Here is a 24,399-nt window from a genome sequence, read left to right as displayed (position 1 = left end):
CGCCAGGTGCTGGTGCCGTCGAACGCGCTCAGCTACAGCGGCAGCGCGGTGAGCGGCGGCGTCAACGTCAGTAGCGCGGGCGACGTGGTGGTCACCATCAAGGACACCGACGGCAACGTCGTCAACACCATCGACCTTGGCACGCAGCAAGCCGGGCTCGCGCCATTCACCTGGGACGGCAAAGACGCCAGCGGCAACACCGTGGCCAACGGCACCTACATGATTTCGGCAAACAACGGCGGCAACACCGCCGCGCTCTCCACGTATGCGTCCGGTTCGGTCACCGGCGTCGGCTACGGCGGCAGCAGCACCGGTACGTATTTGCAAGTGGCGGGTATCGGCGGTGTGCCGCTGAGCCAGGTTGCACAGATCAACTGACCGCGCATCGATAACGCGCATCGTCATCATCCAGAGAGGTACAAAGCATGGCTCTCAATCAGGCGCTCAGTGGCATCAACGCGGCACAGGCCCAGTTGAATGTCATTTCCAACAACATCGCCAACGCCGGCACGGTGGGCTTCAAGGGTTCCGCCGGCCAGTTCGCCGAGGTGTATGCGGTAACCGGTCTCAACCTGAGCTCGGTAGCCACGGGCAGCGGCGCTGAACTCACCGGCGTTGCGCAGCAGTTTTCGCAAGGCGATCTGGAAACGACCAACGGCAGCCTGGACATGGCGCTGAGCGGCAATGGCTTTTTCATCGTCAACAATGGCGCCGGCAATCAGTACACCCGCGACGGCGAATTCCATGAAGACGCCGGTGGCAATGTGGTCACCGCAGACGGTGCCTATCTGCAGGTGTATCCGCCGACCACCACCGGCGGCTTCAACACCAGCACATTGACCAATCTGCAACTGAATACCGCGCAGAGCGCGGCGACGCCGACCAGCACCATCACCATCAGTTCGAATCTTCCGGCTGGCGCGACGGTGCCGACCACGACACCGTTCAGCACGACCGATTCCACCAGCTATAACGATGCCTCCACGCTGACCGTCTACGATTCGCAAGGCGGTTCGCACTCGGCGACGATTTACTACGTCAAGACCGGCAACAACACCTGGAACGCGAACCTGTACATCGATGGCAACAGTGCAGGCACCGCGGCGATGACGTTCAACAGTGCCGGCGCGCTGACGACGCCGGCCAACGGCAATCTCAGTTTCACCCCGGTGCAGCCGACCAATGGCGCTTCGTTCCCCGCCACCATGAGCGTGAACGTGACCAACACCACGCAGTTCGGCACGGCGTATGCACCTGGAACGATCGACCAGAACGGTTATGAAGCCGGCACGCTGGAGAACGTCACGATCGGCAACGACGGCATCGTCACGGCGATCTATTCCAATAACCAGAGCAGCCAGCTCGGCCAGATCGCGGTGGCGAATTTCGCCAACCTGCAAGGCCTGCAGCAAATCGGCAACAACCGCTGGGTGGCGACGCAATCGTCGGGCACGGCGGTCATCGGCACGGCCGGCGTCGGTCAGTACGGCAACATCGAGCAGGGGCAGCTGGAAACCTCCAACACCTCCGACACCACTGCGCAGTTGGTCAACATGATCCAGGCACAGCAGGACTACCAGGCGAATTCGCAGATGCTGGGCACGGTGAATTCGCTCTCGCAGACGCTGTTCCAGGCCGTTGACCGCGGCTAAACCTATAACCGGATCCTGACCTATGGATCGTTCCGTCTACATCGCCATGACCGGTGCCACGCAAACCATGCGGGCACAGGATGCCGTAAGCCACAACCTGGCCAACGCATCCACCGTGGGCTTCAAGAGCGAGCTGAGCGCGTTTCAAAGCGTGCCGGTGCTCGGCCCGGGTGCCAGCACGCGCATCAACGCGGTGGCGCAAGGCGTGGGTCAGGACGAAACACAAGGTTCGATCCAGCACACCGGGCGTTCGCTCGATGTGGCGGTGAACGGTCCGGGCTGGATTGCGGTGCAGGCGCCGGATGGCACGGAAGCGTATACCCGTGCGGGCGACCTGCAGCTCGGTTCCGACGGCAGTCTTACGGATGCGCGCGGCAATCCAGTGATGGGCTCGGGTGGTCCGATCACCATCCCGGACGCCGCGAAAATCAGCATCGGCGACGACGGCACCATTTCCACGGTGCCGATGGGCCAGGGGCCTGACACGATTGCCGCGGTTGGACAGATCAAGCTGGTCAATCCGGATCCCACGCAGATGAGCGAGGGTGCCGATGGCCTGATGCATATGAACGATGGCAGCACGGCCGATGCCGACAGCACGGTGACGCTCACTTCCGGCGCATTGGAAGCAAGCAACGTCAATCCGTCGTCGGAGTTGGTGAAGATGATCTCGCTGTCGCGGCAATACGAAATGCAGGTGCGTTCGATCAAGACCGCCGAAGACGACGCGGACGACAGCACCAAGTTGCTGCAGAACAGCTAACGCATACCACGGAGTAACCCATGTTCTCTTCTCTCTGGATCGCCAAGACCGGCCTGGATGCGCAACAGACGCAGATGGACGTGATCTCCAACAACCTGGCGAACGCGAGCACCACCGGCTTCAAGACCTCGCGCGCCTCGTTCCAGGATTTGATGTACCAGAACGAAGGCCAGCCCGGCAGCCAGACCACGCAGCAGACGGAAGCGCCGTCAGGCTTGCTGCTCGGCACCGGGGTGAAAGTGGTGGGCAGCGAAAAGCTGTTCACGCAGGGCGCGATCACGCAGACCGGCAACTCGCTGGACGTCGCGATCCAGGGCAATGGTTTTCTCCAGGTGACCATGCCCGACGGCACCATCGCCTATACGCGGGACGGTTCGCTGCATGAAGATTCCACCGGTCAGCTGGTCACGGCCGATGGCTATCCGCTGGTGCCGGCGATCACGCTGCCGGCGAACGTCAACAGCGTCACCATCGGTACCGACGGCACGGTCAGCGCCACCAGCAACGGCTCCACCACCCCCACCACGCTCGGCGTGATGCAGCTTGCCAATTTCGTGAATCCCGCCGGCCTGCAGCCGATGGGTCAGAACCTCTATCTGGAAACCCAATCCAGCGGCACGGCACAGACCGGGCAGCCCGGCGTCAACGGCATGGGCACGCTCGCGCAAGGCTCGCTGGAATCGTCCAACACCAACGTGGTGGAGGAGATGGTGAACATGATCGAGGCACAACGTACCTATGAAATGAACTCCAAGTCGATCAGCGCCGTGGACGACATGCTGCAGTTCGTGATCAACAAGACTTGATGGGTGATTTATGTCTTATCCGTCCATGCTGTTACGCATCGCTTCGGCATCATTGCTTGCTGCCGCGCTTGCCGGCTGCGGCGCCATCCAGGAACGCCAGAAGCAGGATGACGCCAAATGGGCCGCCACCGCGCCGGTCGAGGAAACCTCGCCGCCGCCGCCGGATGGTTCGACCTATCACGACATGCAGAACATGGAACTGTTCAACGACGCGCGCGCGCATCGCGTCGGCGACATCCTGACCATCAACCTGGTCGAGGCGATGCAGGCCAGCAAGAAATCCGAAACCACCACCAGCAAGACCGACAAGGTCAATGTGGGTGCGCCGCAGATTCTCGGGCAGTCGCTGCGCATTGCCGGACAGTCGGCCGATTCGGCGCTCAACTCCGCCAACAGTTTCGACGGCGCCGGCAGCAGCACGCAGAGCAACGCGCTCACCGGCCAGATCACCGTGACAGTCGCCAAGCGCCTATCCAATGGCGGTCTGCTGGTACGCGGCGAGAAGTGGTTGACCATCAACCAGGGCCAGGAGCTGATCCGCATCTCCGGCATCGTGCGTCCGGAGGACATCGCCCAGGACAACTCGGTCGACTCCACCCGCGTGGCCGATGCAAACATCACCTACACCGGCCGCGGCACCTTGAACGAGGCCAATACGCAAGGGTGGCTGGCGAAGTTCTTCAACTCCAAGTGGATGCCATTCTGATGAACGCACGGTGGCGTAAACAGGGTCTGCTCGTTGGCGTCGTTGCGCTGCTTGTCTCGACGCTGGGCTGCATTCCCACCGCCCACGCCGACAAGATCCGCGACCTCGTGCAGGTCGCCGGCGTGCGCAGCAACCAGCTGGTCGGCTATGGCCTGGTAGTAGGCCTGGACGGCACCGGCGACCAGACCACGCAGGCACCGTTCACCACCCAGAGCCTGGAGAACATGCTCAAGCAATTCGGCGTGTCGGTGCCGGCCACGGGCATCCAGCCGCAGCTGAAAGACGTCGCCGCGGTGACGATTACCGCCGAGCTGCCGCCCTTCGCCAAACCCGGGCAGACCATCGACATCACGGTGGCCTCGATCGGCAATGCCAAGAGCCTGCGTGGCGGTGAGCTATTGATGTCGCCATTGCGTGGTGCGGACGGCAATGTCTACGCCGTGGCGCAAGGCAGTGTCGTGGTCGGCGGGGTCAGTGCATCGGGCCGCAGCGGTTCCAGCGTGCAGATCAATGTTTCCGCCAGCGGCCGCATTCCCAACGGCGCATCGGTCGAACGGGTGGTACCGAACTCTTTCAGCCATGGCGGCGACATCGTGTTGAACCTCGACAGTGCCGATTACGCCACCGCCAATCACATCGTCGATGCCATCAACCATCTTTACGGCGCCGGCACGGCGCAGGCGCTCGACGGCGGCTCGGTGCGCGTGCGCGGGCCGGCCGATCCCGGCCAGAAAGTGGCGTGGCTGGCTGCGATCGAAGCGCTGGATGTCGATCCCGGCGAGGCGCCTGCGCGTGTGATCGTCAATTCGCGTACCGGCACGGTGGTGATCGGCACGGACGTGCGCGTAACGGCTGCGGCAGTGGCGCACGGTTCGATCGAGGTAACGATCAGCGAGCAACCGCAAGTCAGCCAGCCCGGTCCCTTCAGCAACGGCACTACCCAGGTGGTGCCGAACAGCTCCGTGTCGATCAACCAGCAAGGCGCGCACATGTTCAAGTTCGGTCCCGGCGTGAGCCTGGACTCCATCGTGCGCGCGGTGAACCAGGTGGGCGCGACGCCGACGGACCTGATTTCGATTCTGGAGGCGCTCAAGCAAGCCGGCGCCCTGCATGCGGACCTGGTGGTGATCTGATGGCTGACATCGGCAACGTTGCTGCGCAAACGCTGAGCACCTGGACCGATCTGTCCGGGTTCGGTGCGTTGCGCCATCAAGCCGATACGGACAGCAATGCCGCCCTGCCGGCGGTCGCCAAGCAATTCGAGTCGATGTTTACGGAAATGCTGCTGAAGTCGATGCGCGAAGCGAACTTCGGTGACCCCCTGTTCGAAAGCCAAGCCACCGATGCCTGGCAAGACATGTATGACCAGCAGCTTTCGTTGAATCTTTCCCAGCATGGCAAAGGCTTGGGGATAGCCGAATTGTTGATCCATCAGCTCGGCGGCCATAACCAAGGCGATGCAAGCAAGAGCGGCGCCGTGGACCCGAATGCCGCCGGCCTGGTCGACGATTGGAAGCAACGCCTGTTCGCGGTCGGCGATGCCACGCAATCCACCGCACGCAAGGCGATGGCCTGGCTGCCGCAAGATGCCGAAGCCTTCGTGCGCGAACTCGCGCCCCAGGCCAGCATCGTGGCGAAGGAACTGGGCCTGTCGCTGCGCACCGTACTGGCGCAGGCTGCGCTGGAAACGCAATGGGGCAAGCACATGCCTGCGCACGCCGACGGCAGCAGCAGCTTCAACCTGTTCGGCATCAAGGCCGGCAGCAGCTGGGGCGGCTCGCGCGTGAACGTGCCGACCCTGGAATACGAAGGCGGCATCGCCGTACGCAAGCAGGCGCAATTCCGCTCCTATAAATCCACCGCCGAATCGTTGGCCGATTACGCCGACCTGATCGGCAAGGATCCGCGCTACGCACAGGCGCGTGGCCGCGGCGACGACGTGATGGGCTATGCCCGGGCGCTGGTCGACGGTGGCTATGCCACTGATCCGGAATACGCGGGCAAGGTGGCAGCCATCGCCAACAGCAGCGTGATGCGGCAGGCGTTGGATGCGCTCAAGAAATCCCTAGGAGTGCCGAATTTATGACTAGCCGACGGGTACCACCTTCCCTTGCCGTCGTCATTCCGGCGCAGGCCGGCATGACGGCATGGCGAATCCGTTACTGATCAAGGAAATGCCTTTCCCATGTCCAGCATTCTCAACATCGGCATTTCCGGCCTCAACGCCGCCCAGCTTGCACTGAGCACGGTCAGCAACAACATCGCCAATGCCAGCACCAGCGGCTACAGCGAGGAGAGCGTGGTGCAGGCCGAAACCATCGGCCAAAGCAACAGCCAGTACACCATCGGTTCCGGCGTGAACGTGACGGCGGTGCAGCGCGCCTACAGTCAATACCTGACCCAGGCGCTGTGGAGCAGCAACAGCAGCCTGCAGAACGCGACCACCACCAACAACCTCACCACCACGCTCAACGGCCTGCTGGCCAACAGCGGCAACCTGCAGACATCGCTGGACAATTTCTACAGCGGCTTCAGCAGCGTGGCGAACTCGCCCAGTTCCTCCTCGGTGCGGCAGGCAGCACTCGGCAGCGCGTCTTCGCTCACCAGCGTGTTCAACACGCTCGGCCAGCAGCTCAGCCAGCAGTCGACGCAGGTCAACCAGCAGATCGGCAGCACTGTTTCCAGTATCAATACCGTGGCCGCGCAGATTGCCAAGCTCAACGGCCAGATCGCGCAGGCCGGCACCACCGGCAATCCGAATGCCTTGCTCGACCAGCGCGACACGCTGGTGCAGCAGCTGGCTGGGTTGACCGGTATTTCCGCAGCTACCAGCAACGATGGCTCGATCAGCGTGTACACCTCGGCCGGCTCGACGCTGGTGAGCGGCACGCAGTCGTATGCCCTGTCTTCCGGCGCGAATCAATACGATGCAAGCAGCACCGACGTGTTCGACAGCTCCGGCAACGACGTCACTTCGCAGCTGAGCGGCGGTACGCTGGGTGCGCTGGTGAGTTATCGCGACACCGTGCTGCAACCCGCGCAGAATGCGCTGGGCCAGTCGGCGATCGCACTCGCCTCCAGCGTCAACGGGCAGCAGGCGGCGGGCCTGGATCTCAACGGCCAGCAGGGCCAGGCCATCTTCAGCGTTTCATCGCCCACGGTGCTGGCGTCGAGCAAGAATTCCAGCGGTGGTGCGACAGTGAGTGCCGCCGTCAGCGACGTGTCGCAGCTCACCACCTCGGATTACCTGCTGACTTACACCGGCGCGGGCACCGGCACCAACGGCTGGACGTTGTCGACCACCAGCGGGCAGAGCGTGGCGCTCACGGCAAACGCCAATGGCACGCTTTCCGCCGACGGACTCACCTTCAGCGTGGCGGGCACCGCGCAGACCGGTGACAGCTACGAAATCCAGCCGACGCGCAGCGCTTCCACCTCGCTGTCGGTGAGCTTGACTGATCCGAACGGCATCGCCGCGGCCGCCGCATTGACGGCGTCGGCGGGCACCGGCAATACCGGCAGCGGCAAGGCGGGCGCGGTCAGCGTGACCAATTCCGCCAACAGCAATCTGCTTTCCGGCGCCACCATCACCTTCGGCGCGGGCGGCAATTATTCGATTACCGATGGCGCAGGCAACACGACAACCGGCACCTACACCGCCGGCCAGCCGATCACGGCCGACGGCTGGAGCCTGAGTCTCACCGGCACGCCGGCCAGCGGTGACAGCTTCACCGTGGCGACCAACAGCAACGGCCTCAGCGACAACAGCAATGCGCTGTCGCTCGCCGCACTGTCGGACACCGGCGTGCTCGACAGCGGCAAGACCTCGGTGGTGACCAGCTACGCCAATCTCACGGCACAGATCGGCAGCGCCGGCAGCAATGCCAGTTCCGACCTCACCACGCAGACCAGTCTGTACAACCAGGCGATGAGCACGCAGCAAAGCTACGCCGGCGTGAACATGAACCAGGAAGCCGCCAATCTCGTGCAGTTCCAGCAGGCTTACCAGGCCTCGGCGCAAGTCATTTCTACCGCCGAGCAGCTCTTCAGCAGTCTGATCACCGCCATTCAATACGGTTAAGAGCCAAGGTTTCACGATGCGCATCTCCACCTCCTGGATGTATCAGCAGCAGCTCAGCACCATGCTCGACCAGCAGAGTGCGCTGGCGCAGACGCAAAACGAAATCGGCACCGGTTATTCCATCAATGTGGCGTCGGACAATCCCACCGGCGCCGCCCAAGTGGTGGAGTTGAATCATATCCTTGCGCAGAACACGCAGTACGCCAGCAATATCAATGCAGCCAATACGCGCCTGTCCACCGAGTCGAGCACGCTCACAACCGTCAACAACCTGCTGAGCAGCGTGAACGACATCGCCTTGGGCGGCATCAACGGCGCCATGTCGTCCGCCGATCTCAGCAACATGGCCACGCAGCTTACGCAGTACCGCGACCAGCTCGTGCAGCTCGCCAACACTACCGATGCGAACGGCCAGGCGCTGTTCGCCGGCACCAGCACCACCAGCACGCCGTTCACGCAGAACAGCAGCACCGGTGCAGTGACCTATGCAGGCAACGACCAGCAAGCATTCACCGCCATTGGTAGCGGCCTGCAGGTGGCCAACAGCGACGCGGGCAGCGACATCTTCATGAACCTGCCGGCCGGCAACGGCTCCTTCGTCGCCAGTGCCGGCAGCAGCAATACCGGCACGCTGGTAGTCGGCGCCAACAGCGTCACCGACACGGCAGCATGGAGTGCGGCCACCGCTTCGGGGCCGGTCAACGACACCATCACGTTCGGCGCCAACGGCACGTATAGCGTGACCGATGCCGCCGGCAATCCGGTCACCGACAGCAGCGGCAATCCCGTCACCGGCACTTATGCCGATGGCGGCAGCATCAGCTTCAACGGCGTCACCATCAGCATGGCCGGCACGCCCGCCGCGGGCGATACGGTGAACGTGCAATCGGACACCGCGTCCAACACGCAGGATGTCTTCACAACGCTCAACAACATGATCGCCGCGTTGCAGAGCGGCGGCAGCTCGACCTCCATCAACAACACGCTGAGCCGTCAGCTCGAATCGCTGAACCAGGCGATGAATGCCGTATCCACCACGCAGGTGTCCGTCGGTAGCCGCATCGACACGCTGCAGCAACAAAGCAGCAGCTATTCGGACCTCAGCGTGACCTACAAGAGTGCGCTGTCCGACGTGCAGGATGTCGACATGGCGACGGCCATCAGCAATCTGTCGTTGCAATCCACGGCGCTGCAGGCATCGCAGCAGGTGTTCGCCAAGATCCAGGGCACCAGCTTGTTCGACTACATCCGCTGATACACCCGCACGGGCTTTGCGCCTCCGGAGTTTTCACATCATGCAACAAACACCTGTCAATCAGATCCACAATCAAGACGTGCTCAACCTGATGCCGCTCGACCGGCGCCGTGTCGTCGAGATTGGCTGCAGCTCCGGTGTGCTTGCACGTGAATACAAGAAACGCAATCCGCATGCCCACTACGTGGGCGTGGATATCGTGCCGGAATACACCCAGATGGCTGCCGTCCATTGCGACGAAGTGCTTTCATTCGACATTGAAGCCATGGACAAAGATTTTCTGCGCGACCGTTTCAACGCCGACTGCTGGGTGTTTGCCGACGTGCTGGAGCATCTGCGGGACCCCTGGCAACTGCTGGCCAATCTGCGCGAGATCATGCCCGCCGACGGTTGCCTGCTGGCCTGCGTGCCCAACGTGCAGCACTGGAGCATTCAGGCGCGCCTTAGCTGTGGCGATTTCCGCTACGAGCCGGCTGGCTTGCTGGATCGTACCCATCTGCGCTGGTTTACCCGCGTTACGTTGCTGGAGATGTTCCAGCGTGCAGGGTTTGGCATCGTCACCGGCATCACGCGCATGCTCAACCATCCCGGTGGCGAACAGTTCGCCCCGTACATCCGCGCCCTGGCCCAGGCGGCTGGTGGGAATCCGGAGCAGGCGGTGCAGGATGCGAACGTATTCCAGTTTGTCGTGAAGGCTATCCCGGTCTGATCGGCCACATCTGTTATTGACCCCTATTTTTTATCGAAGGCCAGGCATGTTGCGGCAAGTTCTCAAAGACTATCAACAGATCGACTCCATCGACACGCAGCTGCTGCCTGCCGGTGATTCGGCATCACCCAAGGAATTGATCTTCCACATCATGCAGGACAACGCCGCGAACGTCGAAGTGCTCGATATCGGCTTTGGCATGGGTCGCCTCGGTGAAATGATCAAAAGCCATCCAGCGACCCAGCATTGGTCCGTCGACGGCGTGGATGGTTTCGAGGGCGCTTTTGCCAACCAGGCTTTGTTCGAACGCAAGATCTATCGCAATGCCTGGCATGGCTTGGCGCAAAGCATTCCGTCTGACCGCTTCGCGCAATACAACATCATTTGCCTACTCGACGTGATCGAGCATCTCAATGCGGAGACGGCCAAGTGGCTGCTGCGTACCCTGCTCACCAGCATGGGCGACAACTCCTTCCTCTTCATCAGCACCCCCCTGTGGTTCTACCCCCAGCACAGCCAGCAAAGCGGCGACCTGGAAGAACACCTGATCGGCGTACCCGCCAGTTCCATGATGGCGCTGGTACCGATGATGTATGCCGTCAACCCGCCGCTGATCGGTGGCTTCGTGCTTGGCAAGCGTAGTTTGGATTTCATCGAATTCTTCCAGCCGACCACGGACAGGAATTTTTCATATCAGCGCGGCACGATGCTGGCAAGCGCGACCGGTTTCCAGAATGTGCCGGGAAAGTTGTTCACCCTGATGTAAATAAGGCGTCCATGCGTTGAGGGCGACGTAGGTTGGGATGAAATCCCAGCATGGGTGATGAGCGGTACAGCTCGGTGATCCCCTCGCGCGTTGTTGGAATAGCGACGCTGGGATTTCATCCCAGCCTGCATGCTGCCTCGAAATCGAGGGCCTGTGCTGTATGCGACACATTTATATGTCACGTATACGGTACTTTTGCACTCGTTTGAGGACCAGGTTTACCGAAGCGTCCGCTCCCACACTTGCCCGACCAGATCATGGCCGAAGCTGCGATGCGGCTCCTCCGACATCAGCGAAAAGCCGGCGGCCTGGTAGATGCGACGGGCCGAAACCAGGATGTCGTTGGTCCATAGCAGCATCCTGGCGTAGCCCGCTTCGGCCGCAAAGTCCAGGCATTGGTCGACCAGTTGCTTGCCGATGCCAAGGCCGCGTGCCTTCGGGTCCACCAGCAAGCAGCGCAGTTGCGCGGCGCCGGGATCGTCCGCATTGCGCACCACGAATACACAACCCACGCGCTCGCCATCCACTTCGGCGACCCACATGCGCTCCTTGGCTGGATCATGCTTACTGGCGAACTGTGCAAACAGCGTGGCGACCAGCGCTTCAAACTCGTCGTTCCAGCCGAATTCGTCGGCATACAGCTGACCGTGACGCTCGATCGCCCAGCCGATGTCGCCGATGCGATGCGTGCGAATGATCAGCTTGCTGCCATCGTTGCTGGGGGAAAGCAGCCGCTGCACTTCCTGCATCGACGCCAGCAGGCGATGCCTGCCGGGTTCCGACAGGCGGGACAGATGCGTCGCCGTCAGCTGATGCGATGCGCGGTCCAGTTCGCGGAATGCCTTGCGCCCTTCTGCGGTGAGTGACAGCAGCCATTGCCGGCCGTCCTGTTTGCACGGTTTTCGCGCCACCAGACCCTCGGCCATGAAACCCTGCACCAGGCGGCTGAGATACCCGGCATCCAGGCCCAGCAGTTCGCCGATTTCGCGCGCGGTGATGGTTTTGCGGGTGCCCAGTTCGAACAGCACGCGTGCTTGCGTGAGGGTATAGGGACTGGCCAGCAGCCCTTCGTCGAGCACGCCGATCTGGCGGGTATAGAAGCGATTGAAGTCGCGGACGGCTTCGGCCTGCCGGGAAAGCGATGCGGGAACGGGCATGGAACGTACCTCGCGAACGACGTGCGCAAGGTACGCCCACATAGTTGACTCAGTCAACTATGTGGGCGTCTCCACGCCGACCAGCACGGTGGCGACATAGCCGGTGGCGACGTCGCCAGTCATGGTGGGCGTCATCTGCGCCAGCTCTGCCGGCGTGCTGTCGGCAAAGACCATGTCGTCAGCCAGGCTGAGGCCGGCCAGTTCGGCCTGGCTTGCAGCGTAGCCGCTGGCTTTCGCATAGACCGCCGCGCACGTGGATGACGGCAGCGCGAACTGCGATACCAGCATGGCCTTGTCGTAACCGGTCGCCGCCGACAGGCTGCGATACACCTCGAAATGGATGTGCGGCCAGCGGCCGGCATAACAGCCAGGGAAAATGGTGCGGAAGCTGACTTCTCCGTGGGCATCGGTCACCTGCACGCCACGCAGATAGTTCTCCTGCCGGAGGTTGTCCGCATACAGCGAATAATCGCCGTCGCGATTGCATTGCCACACGTAGATGGCATGGCCGGACAAGGCACTGCACTGCGCACGGACGTTGGCCAGCCGGATGTTCAGCGTCAACGGCACGCCTGGCGCGGTAGCGGTGGATACGCCAAAGCTGCTGCGGATATCGCTGCGCACGATGCCCTGGGTGGAAAGGATATTGATGATGCGATCATCCACGCCATTGAAGCCGTCGGCTGGAAACGGCCCATTGGTTTCCATGGGATTGGCGAGGCAGGATGTCGACTGCAATCGCGATGCGGAGCGATTTTCCGGCTTGCCGATGCGGCTCGTGCAAGCGCTGAGCAAAGCGGCGGCGCTGCCGGTGGTGATCCAGCCCAGCAGTTGGCGGCGTTCGCGCATGCGCCGGGCAAGTATGTCGAGGTCCTGTTGCAGGCCACCGTCGTGGTGGTGGCCGTTCTTTCGATGGGTCATAGCGGAGATCCCTGAGAGCCTAGGCGCAGGCTAGAAGGAGGTGCCGCTCGTGTCAGCGCCTTTTGTCCGCAGATGCGTTTTCTTCGCTATTTCTCCATCTTTCGTGACCCGTTCCCGCGCTGGCGTCGTCAGTTGTTTGAAAAACGGAATTCGCTATCGCTCCGGCCAATGCCACGCCGGCTCATCCAATTCGCGCTGCCCGATGATGCGCGTCTGGCTCAACTCCTTTTCGAGCGCGATGGCATTGCAGATGGGCAGGTCTTCGAGCGCAGCGATAAGCCGGGAAGCATGCGATATCACCCACAGCTGGCTTTTCGTTGCAGCCTGCCCAATCAGGCGCGCCAGCGCCGGCAGCAGGTCGGGATGAAGGCTGGTCTCCGGTTCGTTCAATACCATCAGGGATGGCGGCCGTGGGGTATGCAGCGCGGCGATCCATAGCAGATAGCGTAGCGTGCCGTCCGACAATTCGCTGGCGCAGAGCGGGCGTAGCAAACCGTGTTGCTGGAAGACCAGGCCGAAGCGGCCATCGCTGATATCCACCTCGACGGACGCGCCGGGAAATGCATCGTCGACAGCCTGGTCCAGCGCGGCGCGGTCGCCGATTTCGCGAATAGTCTGCCAGGCTGCCGCAAGATCGCTGCCATCGTGGCTCAACACCGGTGTGCGCGTGCCCAGTTGCGGTAATCGCGCCGGTGCGTCGCGGTCGGAGCGGAAGTGGTCGTAGAAACGCCAACCGCGGATCATCTCGCGCATCGTCAACACTTCGGGTGCGCGTTCGGGATCGGCCAACTGGGTGAACATGCTCTCGAACGGATTGAGATGCTTGGCAACGACGCGCCAACTGCGCCCGTCCTTCACCTTCGCCACGGCGCCATGCCGGTCGACCAGGGCATTGGACGAGCGCAGGAACGGCCCCGCCCAGATCGCTTCGCGCTTGATCTCCGGATCGGCACTGAATGCGGTAAGTGCCGGCACCGGCAGGCCGAGGTCGATGGCGTAACCGTAATCATCGCCGGCAAAGCCAAGCTTGAGCGCCACCGGTTCCTGCCGCGGGCCGCCCTGGATCGGTACTTCGCCCAACTGCATCCGGCGCGTGATGCGTTCGGGGCCGGCCCATAGCGTCGAGGACAAACCGCCCTCGCGCGCCAACGCATTCACCACTCCGCCATGTGCGGTCTCGGCAAGCAAGCGCAAGGCGCGATAAAGATTCGACTTGCCGCTGCCGTTGGCGCCGGTGATCAGGTTCAATCGACCCAGCGGAAGGGTAAGGGAGCGCAGGGAGCGGTAGTTGGCTATTGCCAGTGTGGTGAGCATGCGGGGTCGTCCTTGTATGCCGGAATCGTCAATCGGTCATCGTGAATGGTAAGGAGCGGATGCGCGCAAGGTTGCAGCGTAGCGATCTCACGGTTTGCGCTAGCAGGTTTGCTGCCGGGATGCCGCGCGCGTGCCGCCATCAAAGGTGGTCCTAATTTAAGCGTGTATCTCTAGTTCGCCAGAATGCGTTTCCTCCCCTGCGAAGTAGGGGAGGGGTGGGCTGCGAGCGTAGCGAGCGGTAGCAACGCCATGTTGCTGCGACGCGTTTCTTTGTTCAAAAGTCATGGTGCTATTCGGCCCCACGCTAAAGCCCAAGCAACCCCACCCCGGCCCTCCCCTACTTCGCAGGGGAGGGAGTGGATCATCGCGAATAGCAGATTTCTTGGCCGCGTTAGTGCCATTGCCCCCAAGTTCGAGCAAAAAACGCCAGCCATCCCTCACGCCACAACCGGAATCCGCATCGACGCCACGAACCCGCGCGGCGCACGATTGCCCCACGTCAACGTCCCGCCATGCACCTGCGCAGCGCGTGCGACGATGCTCAGCCCAAGGCCGGTGCCGCCCTGGCCGCGCGCCGGGTCGCCCCGTTGGAACGGACGCCCCAGGCGCTCCAGTTGCTCGGCCGACACGCCAGCGCCGTGATCGATCACGCTCACGCACCAGAATGTGTCACCGGTATCCAGCGCCACCTCGAACGGGGCGGCGCCGTGGCGCTCGGCGTTGTCCATCAGGTTGCCGAGGGCGCGGCGGAGCAGGCTGGGGCGTACCTTGGCCTGGAACACCGCGGGACCGTGCAATTGCCAATCATCGGGCTGCACGCGCAGTGCGAGCAATTGCCCGATCAAGGTGATGACGTCGATGTCGCGCCGCGGTTCGTCGCTGCCGTCGCGCACGAACGCCAGGCATTGTTCGAGCGCGCCATCGAGTTCTTCCAGGTCGGCCACCATGGCCTCGCGGCGCTGATGATCGTTGGCGTCGCCCAGCTCCAGCGCAAGCCGCAGGCGCGCCAGCGGTGTGCGCAGATCATGCGAGATGCCGGCAAGCATCAATTCGCGTTCGCGCGCGGCGTGGCGCAGCCGCTCGCCGGCCTGGCCGATCGCAAAGGCAAGCTGATGCACTTCGCGCGGACTGCCCTTCAACTGCGTTTGCACCACGGGCTCGCCGGCCAGCAGTCCTTGCGCATGCGCGGCAAGACGCTCCAGCGGCTGCGTTAGCAAACGCGCGGCGGCGGAGGCGATGATCAGCACGATCACCCCCGCCAGCAGCATCACCAGGATGCTGGATGCAAGCACCTGGCGGCGGTAGCTGAGCGCATGCAGCACCATCCAGCGGGCCGGATCATGGGCGCTGCGTATCCATATCTGCGGCTCCGGCGTCTGGGTAACGGCGACGCGCGACGGATCGCCCAGCATCTGCGACACCTTGAGCCCGATGTCCCGTAGCATGGGGGAAATGCGCACCGTGGCCGGCGGCGGGGGCGTGGTGGAGAAATGCAGCCCGGCTTCGTCGAGCTGGCGCAGTGTCTGCACGGCATCCTGGTCGTGGCGCGCCGATAGTTCATCGGCGGCCAAGGCTGCAGCGATGACCAGCCGGCCATAGCTTTCGCTGCCCGCTTTTACCGTGATGCGCGTGGTAAGCATCGACGCAAGCGACAGCGCCAGCAGCAACGCCAGGGCGAGCAGGCCGAAGATCAGCGAGAAGGTGGAAGGGCTTTGCTTCATGCGCCCGTTCCCTGCAGCACGAACACATAGCCTTCGCCCCATACCGTCTGCAGCCAACGTGGCTGGCGCGGGTCGTCTTCGATATAGCGCCGCAGGCGCGACACCATCACGTCGATGCTGCGGTCGAACGCGTCGTGATCGCGGCCGCGCGCAATGGCGATCAGGCGTTCGCGGCTCAGGGTTTCGAACGGATGCGTCACCAGGGCAGCCAGCACGGCGAATTCCCCGCTGGTGAGCTTGATTGGCGCACCGTCGTCCAGTAGCTGGCGGGTGGCGAGATCAAACGTAAAGCGCCCGAATGCGATGGGCGCCTGGTCGGTTTGCGGCGCGCCCACCGGCATTCGCGGGCGACGGCGCAACACGGCGCGGATGCGCGCCACCAGTTCGCGCGGATTGCAGGGCTTGGCGAGGTAATCGTCCGCACCGATTTCCAGGCCGACGATGCGATCCACGTCGTCGCCTTTCGCCGTCAGCATGATCACCGGGATGTCGATGCCCTCGGCGCGCAGGTCCCGGCATAGCTGCAGCCCGTCTGCGTCAGGCAGCATCAGGTCGAGCACGATCAGGTCGACGTGATGGGCGGCCAGTTCGCGCCGCATGGCCGCCGCGTGGCCGGCGCCATGGACGTGGAAGCCCTGCTGGCTGAGGTAGCGCTCGATGAGGTCGCGCAGCCGCAGGTCATCATCGACGACAAGGATGTGGACGGTTTCCATGCTTCCACTATCTCGCGAGCGGCGAGGCCCGGACAAGCGCCCGCCGGCGGCAGATGTAAGCACATGTTTCCGGCGCCGGACTCCGCAACAAACGCTCACACTTGGCCGGATTTGGAAACACTCCGGCGGCGCGGTGCGTGGAAGATGGCGCCACGCAGGCATTGGGGCCTGCGGCTTCTCATCCATCTGGAGTGCGTCATGTCCATGTCATCGACTCTCCGCTGTGCACCGATCCTCCTGGCCTGCCTGGCCTTGTCCGTCGCGGGCGCGGCAAGCGCCCAGGGCCACTTCCACCTGCGCGGCGGCAGCGGTCCGCGCGGCACCGCCATCGGCGGCGGCTACACCACCGTCAAGAACGGCAGCGTTACGCACAACGGCGCGCACTATTTGCGCGGCAACAACGGCGCCAGCTACGCCGGACACAACAGCCAGACACTAAACGCCGACGGATCGGCATCGAGCAGCCACAGTTTCCACGGCACCACCGCGGCCGGCGGCAGCTACAGCAGCAACGGCGCCTACTCGCGCAGCGCCAGCGGCGCCGTCACGGGCAGCTCGCAGACCAACGCCAGCGGTCCACGCGGTTCGTATGACGCCAGCACCAACACCGCCAACGGCGTGACGACCCACGACACCACCGCCACCAACGCCGCCAGCGGCATCACCTACAACGGCCAGACGACCTACACCAAGGGGCAGGGCATCACGCATAGCGGTTCGTGCACCAACGCCGCTGGCGCCACCGTCCCGTGCGGCCCATAAACTGTGTCCCGCCAACCGCCCGGAAAGCAGGATCTACCCATGAACCGCAAAGGTCTCTCCGTCATCGCTTCCCTCCTGCTGATCGCAGGGGTTGCCGGTGCGCAGGCCGCGCCGCAGCGTCCGACGCTTTTCGGCCAGCGCGCGATGCTGCAGCAACCGGCAGTGCCCGCGGGCACGCGTGTTTACGGCAATATCAACTACGGCGACGACGCCCGCCAACGTTTCGACGTCTACCGGCCGGCGCAGGTGAGCAACGCGCCGGTCATTTTCATGGTGCACGGCGGTGCCTGGGCGTTCGGCACCAAGAGCGCGCGCGGCGTGGTGGAAAACAAGGCGGCCAGATGGCTGCCGCGCGGCTTCATCCTGATCTCGATCGACTACCGCATGCTGCCCGACACCCCGCCGCTGGCACAGGCCGATGACGTGGCCCGTGCGCTGGCCTTTGCGCAACGCCATGCCAAGGAATGGGGTGGCGACCCTTCGCAGTTCATCGTGATGGGCCACTCCGCCGGCGCGCATCTCGTGTCGCTGATCACCACGGACACGGCCGTGGCACAGCGCAACGGCGTGCAGCCCTGGCTAGGCACGGTCTCGCTGGATAGCGCTGCGATGGATGTGGTGGCGATGATGCAGCAACGGCACTTGCCGTTGTATGACCGTGCTTTCGGTAGCGACTACGCCGGCTGGGTGGCGGTATCGCCCTACCAGCAGATGCACGCCCGCATCGTGCCCCTGCTTGCCGTGTGCTCCACGCGTCGCAACAACTCCTGCCTGCAGGCACGGCGGTTCGTCGCGAAGGCTTTGTCATTCGGCTCACAGGCGAAGGTGCTGCCGGAAGATCTCACGCACGAGCAGATCAACGCGGAGCTTGGAGAAGCTTCGGGTTATACCGATGATGTCGAGGCGTTCATGCGTGGCCTGAGTCCAGTGGTGGCCAGGGCGTTGTCGCCATAAGGGCGTAGGGTATCCATCCGCGTTTTTGAAGCTTCACGATGCCGGGATGAAATCCCAGCTTTCTCGGTCTTAGCGGTGACCGCCATGAGGTTACGAAGGCGCACGCGTGGATACGCCGATCAATTCGGCATCCGGTCGCCTCGTCAATGCCCTGCCGGTACCAGTCGCAACTGATAACCGAGCGCGTTGGCCACCTTCATGGCGGTCGCCAGGCTCGGATTGCCCTCCGCTGACAATGCCTTGTACAACCCCTCGCGGGTGAGCCCGGTTTCCCGCGCAAGCTGGCTGATGTTTCGCGCGCGTGCCACGGTGCCGAGTGCGACGGCCATCAGAACCGGGTCGTTTGCCTCGGAGCACGCTTCCAGGTAGGCGGCGATGTCTTCTTCGCTTTTGAGGTAGTCCGCCGAGTCGTAACGGCGAAAGCTCTCTTTCTTCAATGCCATCTTCATGTCTCCCAGGCATCAGCAACGCGAATAGCCTTGGCGATGTCTTCTTGTTGCGAGGCCTTGTCGCCGCCGCAAAGCAGAACAATGAGCTCTGAGCCCCGCATCGTGTAGTACACCCGGTAGCCGGGGCCGTGATCGATCTTCATTTCACTGATACCGTTCGCCAGCTTGCGATGTTGGCCAGGATTGCCCAGGCTCAGGCGATCTATTCGCATCTGAATCCGTGCTCTGGCTTGACGATCCCTAAGGCTACGCATCCACAGGTCGAAGGTTGCACTTCGAATGATTTCGACCACGGCTTAATTGTCAACTGTAGTTGTCAGATAGTCAACTATAGTTAACATTCGTCCTGCGCTCTATCGGTGCGCTGGTCTATCTCGGTACGTATTTTTCCTTGCTCAGCGTAGGACGGAAGGCGTCCCGCGGCCTAAGCAGCGAATGCCAATCTCGGCAACATCGTGCTTCTGGGACAAACAAGAGATCGGCCCCCCCTTATCGTCGTTCGACGTGCCCTCACGGGTTGGCGGCCGGGAATGGCATCGCGCTTAGGAGAGGACACATCTACGCCGATCAATTCGGCATCCACGCATCCCGCCAAGCCGTCAGCTTGTCGCCCTCCAGCATCCAATCCTTCAACACCGCATCGCGCAACGCATCGCCCATCTTTGCCGTTGCATCCAGATCGTCCAGATGCATGCGGATCGCGCTTATCCAATCCTTGTAGCGGTTCTTCACGCGCGTGGCCGGCAGGTCGTTCTGGTAGCACACGATATCGGTGCAGATCACCGGGAAACCGCAAGCGCCGTATTCCAGCAGGCGCAGATTGCTCTTGCACTGGTTGAATGCATTTTCTTCCAGCGGCGCCAGGGCGAGGTCGAGGTTGAGCGAAGCGAGCTTGCGCGGATATTCCTCGATCGGTACGCCGGTGTGGAATTCGTGCACGTAAGGGCGCAGCTTGTCGGGACACATGCCGAAGAACACCCATTCCACCTCACCGGCCAGGTCGCGGACCACGTCGGCGATCAATTCCAGGTCGCCGCGGTGACTGGAGCCGCCGCCCCAGCCCACACGCGGCTTGCGGCCGACGCGGCGTTGCGACGACAGATCGCGCCACCAATCCACCGGCAGGCGGTTCAGCACCACGCGGATATCGGCATGAAAGCCTTTGAATTCCTCCGCCAGGGTATCGGTGGAAACCACGAACCGGTCCATCGTGGACAAGGCGCGGCGCAGCGATTTCACCACATCTTTCGGCATCAGCCCGTGGAACATGCTCTTCACCGGGATCTGCTGGATCAGGTCATCCAGCTCGAACACCTTGAAGGCCTTGGAATAATCGCGATAGCTCTCCAGCAGTTTGATCTGGTGTTCGTTGATCTGCCGCTGCATCACCAGCGAGGTGGGCTGGAAGCGTTCCATCGCCACTGGCGTCAGGTGCACGCCGGCGATGACGCCTTCCACCATGCCTTCCCGCTGCATCGAGGCGAATGGTTGACGGATGCGGTAATGACCGCAGCCGTGTTCGTCCGCGGCAACACAGAACATGCGCGGGAACAGCGGACTGGCGAAGGGTTGCCAGGCCTTGCTGCGCAGCGGATCCAGTTCGAAGCCTGAACCGTCGATGCTGAGATTGGTGCTGTAGGCAGGGTCGCGCGCGAGCAGCGCCAGCCACTTGCGATACATCGCGCCCTGCTCGCCCTCGAAGCGTTTCTGCTTGGCGTCCTGCGCGGTCTTGTCCACCTTGGTCTGGCTGACGCTGCCTACGTGCATCAGGCGCGCATACGGCGTCCACACGGCGAGGTAGCCGGCTTTGTGCACTTTCAGGCACAGGTCGACGTCGTTGTAGGAAACCTTGAACTCCTGTTCGTCCAGGCCGCCGACTTCGTCATAGACGGATTTGCGGATCATCAGGCATGCGGCCGTGACCGCGGTGTAGTTCTGATCCACGCGCAGGCGATGCATGTAGCCGTCCGCGTCCATCGGCTGGCCGATGAACGGGTGATCGGCCGGGCCACGCAAGCCCAGCACCACACCGCCGTGCTGGATGCGGCCGTCGGGGAAATGCAGCTTGGCGCCGACGATGCCGACTTCCGGTCGCTGTGCGTGGTTGAGTAGCGCTTCGATCCAGTCCGCATGCAATACGGCAGTATCGTTGTTGAGCAGGATCAGATATTCGCCACGTGCGTGTGCCGCGGCGAAATTGTTGATGGCCGAGTAGTTGAACGGATGCGGATAACGCAACACGCGCAATTGTTGGCTATTCAGCCGCTCGATGCCGTCGAGGTAGGCGCATGCCGCCGGCTCTTCGGTGTTGTTATCGATGATCAGCAACTCGTAGTTGAGGTAGCTGGTCTTGGACAGCAGGCTGTCGATCAGGCCGTTCAGCAGCGGCAGCTGGTCCTTGGTCGGCACGATGATCGACACCAGCGGCTGCCGTGCGTGCTGATACACCACGCGATTGAAACCGGGCAGGACGCCTGGCTCCATGCGATGCGGCACGCGGATGCGGGTGAGATGGTTGGCGACGATTGCCGCGCTGTGTGCTTTGACCGTCTCCGACGTCAGCCATTGGCTGTACGGCAGTGCGGCGCGGTGCATCACTTCAGCGATATGGCCGATGGATTGCAAGCCATCGGTTTCGATCAGTCGGAACAGCAGGTCGTACGGCGCCATGTCGCCGTAGTGCGCCTGCAGGCCGCCCAGCTCGATGCAGCGCCGGCGCTGCAGGGCTAGGGCGCGACCCACATAGGGATAGCTGCGCAGCATGTCGAGGTTGAAGTCCGGCTTGAAAATGGGCTGCTCGAACACGCCGCCGACGTGCGCGTCTTCATCGACATAGATGGCGCGCAGATAGGGGTGCGATACCGCGCGCTCGGCCAGCAGCAGCAAGGCAGCGGGATGCAACAGGTCGCCGGCATGCAGCAGTTGCACCCAATCCGCGTCGCTGGCGGCGACCTCGCTGTTGAGGCGCTGCATGATATCGTCGTCGCTGCCGATCACGCTCAGCTGGTAGTGCGGATAATGCTGTGCTTCCAGGCTGGCCTGGGTGGCCTGCACGGCTTCCACGTTGTTGCCGCGATCGATCACGATCACCTGCACACGCGGCGCGCCGTATGCGTCGATACGGTGCATGGCCTGCGCCACGGCCGTTGCACTGAGTTGGAGTTGCGTTTGCCAATGTTTGTAGAGATTCGAGGGCGGCGGCGGGATCAACCACTCCGGAATGATCTTCAGATGGCGGTCGGTGCGGTTCCAGCAATCACCCTCATGGATTTCACGTGCAAAGGCTTCGTTGATGTTGCGGCCGTGCCCGGTCCACTCCGCCGAGGCGTCGATCAGCAGGCGCTTGCATAGCCAGGTGACGCGTTCGGCCGGCGAGGCCAGGCCGAGCAGAGTTTCCAGGCCGGCTTCATAAGCGATCTGCCACAGGCCGACATACACCGGAATCTGCTTTTCTACAGGCTGCCGTGCGCGCCATTCGCCGCCGTGGAAGGCGAGGCTCTCGCCGTCCGGTTCCAGGTAAACGTGCGCAGGCAGGGCATCGAGCCAGTCGCCGGGAATCTTGTCCTCGTCGTTGGCCTGCGCATAGATGAGCGCACCCCATTTGCGTAGCAGGGCGACCAGCAGGTCAGTACGTTGCTCGTGGATGGCCTTGCGGATCAGCACCAGCAATGAACGCCCAGGAGCGAGCGGGTACGGCTCGCGCACGGGATCGAAAGCGGATCCGACCCATGTCGCCTCCGGCGACAAGGCGCGGGGCACTACTTGCACCTTCCCGTCTTCCAGCACGTATTCGGTGACGGTGTTGCCGGCAGGAACACGGTTGTCCGCAAAGCTTTGTGCGAGGACGTTGCTGCGCATGGGTGAGGGCGCGCCGCTGCGGCGTGCCACCAGCAGCAGGCCTGGTGCGTACTCGGCCAGTGTCCCGGCCTCGTAGTGCATTTCCCATTGCACAGCCTCCTTGCCGGCATCACGCAGCAAGGGCCGTTGTGCAATCAGATCGTCCAGGCGCAACGCGGGTGCGGCTTGCTGTGCTTGCGCGCAGACCAGTACTTCCGGCAGCAAGGCATCCGGAAAGGCAAGCCGGGTATCGATTTCGGTGAGGCCCGCTGCGCGCAAGACCGCTTCGATCTTCATGCGTGAGGGAATGTCGCGTCGTTCTTGCGATGCCTGGCGGTTGGGCAGCGCCAGCATGAGAACCCCGTCGGGCTTCAATGCCTTGGCGGCCGTACTCAGCGCTGCCTGCAGGGCATCCGCGCGCGGCCAGGCTTCGGCGTAATCGTCCGCAACCGTGAGCGTTGCCACATCGTATTCGGGCTGCAAAGCCAGCTCACGCAGACTCGCCTGGAATACGCGTACTTGTGGGCAATCACGCAGGCGCGCCGCCGCAACACGCGCCCAGTGCGGTGCGAATTCGATGGCATCCACCACGCAGCCGCGTTCGGCCCAGGCACGGGTCAGTGCACCACCGCCACAGCCGAGCTCCAGGACACGGGTGCCGGCAGGAAAAGCGTCGAACGCCTGCAACACGTTGGCGCGCCGCGCAGAGAGATGCAGGGCGCTGGTACGGGTATGGATTTCTCTTGCCAATACCGGCGAGTACACCCGGGTATCGGCTGCGTCCTTCACGACGTCATGCAACTGCGAGGCAAGGGTATGGATCGTCTTGTGCGCAGGACGCTCGCGCAGCGGCGAATGCCATACGCCTTCCTCGTTGCGGACGAAGCTGTCCAGTGGACACGTTGGCGGCAATACACCCAGTTGTGCGACGACGCGTAGCACGATGTCGTCATGCACTTCGTTGAGAACTTTTTCATGCTCCAGAAACCGGCTCCAGTCCCTGGTGCCTTTGCTGTCGGCCAGAGATTTGGCGAACTTCAGCCGGCATTCCTCTTCCGACTTGCTCCAGTAGTGGTTGATGCGCAGTTTTTCCACCGACACTTTCTCGGTGAAGGGACCATCGATGGAACGACCGTTTTCATCCACTGCGCGCATGTTGTCTGCGTACAACATGAAGTGTGGATTGGTGCATGCGACGACCTTGGACGGCTGCACAATGCTCTTGATGTGCGTGTTTTCAGGACGATAGCTGCCATCCTGCTGCCGATACGGAATGCCGCCGTCGAGCACCCCGCGACGCAGATAGTTCTCCAGCACGCCGCCTGACGGCTTGGTTACATGGCCGCTGGAGCCGAACATCACCCAGTTCACGCCCACGCCGGGGTGATCCGCGTAGTCGGCCAGCACATCCGGCAAAAATTTGGCGTTGGGGGCGAACAGGAATTCGTCCAAATCGATGAAGGCGATCCAGTCCGCTTCGCTGCCGTGCGTCTTCAGGCAGTGCTCGTAGGCCTGCAACTGCGCCGGATGCCGCGGCCATTCGTGCAGCACCACTGCGCCGGAGGCAATATGCGGCTGCAACGCGTCAAGGTAACGGTCCGAGCTGTTGTTGTTGTATAGGTAGAAGCGTTCCACGCCCATGAGCTGGTGGAACTCGACCCATTCGCGCAGATAGGCGGCCTCGTCCTTGAACACGGCGCAAATCGCAAGCACACAACGCATGTGGTTTCCTCGTCTGATCGATAAGGCAGGGATGCGCAGGCGTCGGAAATCTGACACTTCCGGCGCATCCCGGGCCGGTATGCGAGGGTGGGAGCAATGTTGGTGCCAAGC

General features: G+C 62.7%; 21 protein-coding genes. 13 read left to right on the top strand and 8 right to left on the bottom strand.

The window, feature by feature from the left end; translation table 11 throughout:
• The 11 genes from VMA74_RS14560 to VMA74_RS14510 all read left to right on the top strand — a co-directional run.
• The coding region (locus VMA74_RS14560; protein WP_325368183.1) for a flagellar hook assembly protein FlgD at positions 1-378 on the top strand (378 nt) is incomplete at its 5' end.
• A 47-nt stretch (positions 379-425) separates the two neighbouring features.
• Entirely contained in the window at positions 426-1,652 is a 1,227-nt protein-coding gene (locus VMA74_RS14555; protein ID WP_325368181.1) for a flagellar hook protein FlgE, read from the top strand.
• A 22-nt stretch (positions 1,653-1,674) separates the two neighbouring features.
• Positions 1,675-2,415, top strand: coding sequence for a flagellar basal-body rod protein FlgF (gene flgF, locus VMA74_RS14550; RefSeq protein WP_325368179.1), 741 nt, complete (start codon positions 1,675-1,677; stop codon positions 2,413-2,415).
• Positions 2,416-2,435: 20 nt separating this feature from the next.
• Positions 2,436-3,221 carry a flagellar basal-body rod protein FlgG gene (gene flgG, locus VMA74_RS14545; protein ID WP_325368177.1) on the top strand — a complete coding sequence of 262 codons (786 nt, stop codon included), beginning with the start codon at positions 2,436-2,438 and terminating at the stop codon, positions 3,219-3,221.
• Positions 3,222-3,231: 10 nt separating this feature from the next.
• On the top strand, positions 3,232-3,927 hold the full coding sequence (gene flgH, locus VMA74_RS14540; RefSeq protein WP_325368175.1) for a flagellar basal body L-ring protein FlgH: 696 nt from the start codon (positions 3,232-3,234) through the stop codon (positions 3,925-3,927).
• Positions 3,927-5,060, top strand: coding sequence for a flagellar basal body P-ring protein FlgI (locus VMA74_RS14535; protein ID WP_325368173.1), 1,134 nt, complete (start codon positions 3,927-3,929; stop codon positions 5,058-5,060). Before flgH ends, VMA74_RS14535 begins: the two co-directional genes overlap by 1 nt.
• Positions 5,060-6,013 (top strand): flagellar assembly peptidoglycan hydrolase FlgJ, encoded by a 954-nt coding sequence (gene flgJ, locus VMA74_RS14530; RefSeq protein ID WP_325368171.1) that lies wholly within the window; start codon positions 5,060-5,062, stop codon positions 6,011-6,013. The genes VMA74_RS14535 and flgJ overlap by 1 nt, the downstream gene beginning before the upstream one ends.
• Positions 6,014-6,112: 99 nt before the next feature.
• Positions 6,113-8,008 carry a flagellar hook-associated protein FlgK gene (flgK, locus tag VMA74_RS14525; protein WP_325368169.1) on the top strand — a complete coding sequence of 632 codons (1,896 nt, stop codon included), beginning with the start codon at positions 6,113-6,115 and terminating at the stop codon, positions 8,006-8,008.
• Between the two features lie 16 nt (positions 8,009-8,024).
• Positions 8,025-9,263: a flagellar hook-associated protein FlgL gene (gene flgL / locus VMA74_RS14520; protein WP_325368167.1), complete on the top strand. Its 1,239-nt coding sequence runs from the start codon at positions 8,025-8,027 to the stop codon at positions 9,261-9,263.
• Positions 9,264-9,303: 40 nt separating this feature from the next.
• A complete protein-coding gene (locus tag VMA74_RS14515; protein WP_325368165.1) occupies positions 9,304-9,972 on the top strand; it encodes a class I SAM-dependent methyltransferase in 669 nt (222 codons plus the stop codon).
• A gap of 46 nt (positions 9,973-10,018) precedes the next feature.
• Positions 10,019-10,738 carry a hypothetical protein gene (locus VMA74_RS14510; RefSeq protein WP_325368163.1) on the top strand — a complete coding sequence of 240 codons (720 nt, stop codon included), beginning with the start codon at positions 10,019-10,021 and terminating at the stop codon, positions 10,736-10,738.
• Positions 10,739-10,956: 218 nt separating this feature from the next.
• On the opposite strand, the gene VMA74_RS14505 is transcribed toward VMA74_RS14510, so the two are convergent.
• The 5 genes from VMA74_RS14505 to ompR all read right to left on the bottom strand — a co-directional run bounded on the left by VMA74_RS14505 (position 10,957) and on the right by ompR (position 16,564).
• Complete coding sequence (locus VMA74_RS14505; protein ID WP_325368161.1) at positions 10,957-11,895, bottom strand: helix-turn-helix domain-containing GNAT family N-acetyltransferase; 939 nt, start codon at positions 11,893-11,895, stop codon at positions 10,957-10,959.
• A gap of 57 nt (positions 11,896-11,952) precedes the next feature.
• Positions 11,953-12,816 (bottom strand): hypothetical protein, encoded by an 864-nt coding sequence (locus tag VMA74_RS14500; protein ID WP_325368159.1) that lies wholly within the window; start codon positions 12,814-12,816, stop codon positions 11,953-11,955.
• 153 nt (positions 12,817-12,969) lie between these two features.
• Complete coding sequence (locus VMA74_RS14495) at positions 12,970-14,130, bottom strand: AAA family ATPase (protein ID WP_325368157.1); 1,161 nt, start codon at positions 14,128-14,130, stop codon at positions 12,970-12,972.
• A 437-nt stretch (positions 14,131-14,567) separates the two neighbouring features.
• A complete protein-coding gene (locus tag VMA74_RS14490; RefSeq protein WP_325368155.1) occupies positions 14,568-15,851 on the bottom strand; it encodes an ATP-binding protein in 1,284 nt (427 codons plus the stop codon).
• Complete coding sequence (gene ompR / locus VMA74_RS14485; protein ID WP_325368153.1) at positions 15,848-16,564, bottom strand: two-component system response regulator OmpR; 717 nt, start codon at positions 16,562-16,564, stop codon at positions 15,848-15,850. Before ompR ends, VMA74_RS14490 begins: the two co-directional genes overlap by 4 nt.
• A 204-nt stretch (positions 16,565-16,768) precedes the next feature.
• On the opposite strand from ompR, the gene VMA74_RS14480 reads away from it, so the two are divergent.
• Complete coding sequence (locus VMA74_RS14480) at positions 16,769-17,326, top strand: hypothetical protein (protein WP_325368151.1); 558 nt, start codon at positions 16,769-16,771, stop codon at positions 17,324-17,326.
• 39 nt (positions 17,327-17,365) lie between these two features.
• Positions 17,366-18,280, top strand: a complete 915-nt coding sequence (locus VMA74_RS14475; protein ID WP_325368149.1) for an alpha/beta hydrolase — start codon at positions 17,366-17,368, stop codon at positions 18,278-18,280.
• Between the two features lie 143 nt (positions 18,281-18,423).
• Here VMA74_RS14475 and VMA74_RS14470 read toward each other — a convergent pair whose 3' ends face one another.
• From VMA74_RS14470 to VMA74_RS14460, 3 genes are all read right to left on the bottom strand, one after another.
• Complete coding sequence (locus VMA74_RS14470; RefSeq protein ID WP_414649614.1) at positions 18,424-18,729, bottom strand: addiction module antidote protein; 306 nt, start codon at positions 18,727-18,729, stop codon at positions 18,424-18,426.
• Positions 18,726-19,022 carry a type II toxin-antitoxin system RelE/ParE family toxin gene (locus VMA74_RS14465; protein ID WP_325368147.1) on the bottom strand — a complete coding sequence of 99 codons (297 nt, stop codon included), beginning with the start codon at positions 19,020-19,022 and terminating at the stop codon, positions 18,726-18,728. The genes VMA74_RS14470 and VMA74_RS14465 overlap by 4 nt, the downstream gene beginning before the upstream one ends.
• A 274-nt stretch (positions 19,023-19,296) precedes the next feature.
• Positions 19,297-24,288 carry a glycosyltransferase family 92 protein gene (locus VMA74_RS14460; RefSeq protein ID WP_325368145.1) on the bottom strand — a complete coding sequence of 1,664 codons (4,992 nt, stop codon included), beginning with the start codon at positions 24,286-24,288 and terminating at the stop codon, positions 19,297-19,299.
• Positions 24,289-24,399: the final 111 nt, after the last annotated feature.

This window comes from Dyella sp. (genome assembly GCF_035508675.1).
Classification (GTDB): Bacteria; Pseudomonadota; Gammaproteobacteria; order Xanthomonadales; family Rhodanobacteraceae; genus Dyella_B.
Note: the sequence above shows the minus strand (reverse complement) of the source record. Positions and strands in the feature narration are given on the sequence as shown.

Coding starts and splice junctions, on each gene's coding strand:
- VMA74_RS14535 (WP_325368173.1), top strand. CDS start 3,927: ATGAACGCACGGTGGCGTAAACAGGGTCTGCTCGTTGGCGTCGTTGCG.
- VMA74_RS14505 (WP_325368161.1), bottom strand. CDS start 11,895: ATGCCCGTTCCCGCATCGCTTTCCCGGCAGGCCGAAGCCGTCCGCGAC.
- flgK (WP_325368169.1), top strand. CDS start 6,113: ATGTCCAGCATTCTCAACATCGGCATTTCCGGCCTCAACGCCGCCCAG.
- flgF (WP_325368179.1), top strand. CDS start 1,675: ATGGATCGTTCCGTCTACATCGCCATGACCGGTGCCACGCAAACCATG.
- flgG (WP_325368177.1), top strand. CDS start 2,436: ATGTTCTCTTCTCTCTGGATCGCCAAGACCGGCCTGGATGCGCAACAG.
- VMA74_RS14475 (WP_325368149.1), top strand. CDS start 17,366: ATGAACCGCAAAGGTCTCTCCGTCATCGCTTCCCTCCTGCTGATCGCA.
- ompR (WP_325368153.1), bottom strand. CDS start 16,564: ATGGAAACCGTCCACATCCTTGTCGTCGATGATGACCTGCGGCTGCGC.
- VMA74_RS14470 (WP_414649614.1), bottom strand. CDS start 18,729: ATGAAGATGGCATTGAAGAAAGAGAGCTTTCGCCGTTACGACTCGGCG.
- flgJ (WP_325368171.1), top strand. CDS start 5,060: ATGGCTGACATCGGCAACGTTGCTGCGCAAACGCTGAGCACCTGGACC.
- VMA74_RS14495 (WP_325368157.1), bottom strand. CDS start 14,130: ATGCTCACCACACTGGCAATAGCCAACTACCGCTCCCTGCGCTCCCTT.
- VMA74_RS14510 (WP_325368163.1), top strand. CDS start 10,019: ATGTTGCGGCAAGTTCTCAAAGACTATCAACAGATCGACTCCATCGAC.
- VMA74_RS14490 (WP_325368155.1), bottom strand. CDS start 15,851: ATGAAGCAAAGCCCTTCCACCTTCTCGCTGATCTTCGGCCTGCTCGCC.
- VMA74_RS14515 (WP_325368165.1), top strand. CDS start 9,304: ATGCAACAAACACCTGTCAATCAGATCCACAATCAAGACGTGCTCAAC.
- flgL (WP_325368167.1), top strand. CDS start 8,025: ATGCGCATCTCCACCTCCTGGATGTATCAGCAGCAGCTCAGCACCATG.
- VMA74_RS14500 (WP_325368159.1), bottom strand. CDS start 12,816: ATGACCCATCGAAAGAACGGCCACCACCACGACGGTGGCCTGCAACAG.
- VMA74_RS14460 (WP_325368145.1), bottom strand. CDS start 24,288: ATGCGTTGTGTGCTTGCGATTTGCGCCGTGTTCAAGGACGAGGCCGCC.
- VMA74_RS14480 (WP_325368151.1), top strand. CDS start 16,769: ATGTCATCGACTCTCCGCTGTGCACCGATCCTCCTGGCCTGCCTGGCC.
- VMA74_RS14555 (WP_325368181.1), top strand. CDS start 426: ATGGCTCTCAATCAGGCGCTCAGTGGCATCAACGCGGCACAGGCCCAG.
- flgH (WP_325368175.1), top strand. CDS start 3,232: ATGTCTTATCCGTCCATGCTGTTACGCATCGCTTCGGCATCATTGCTT.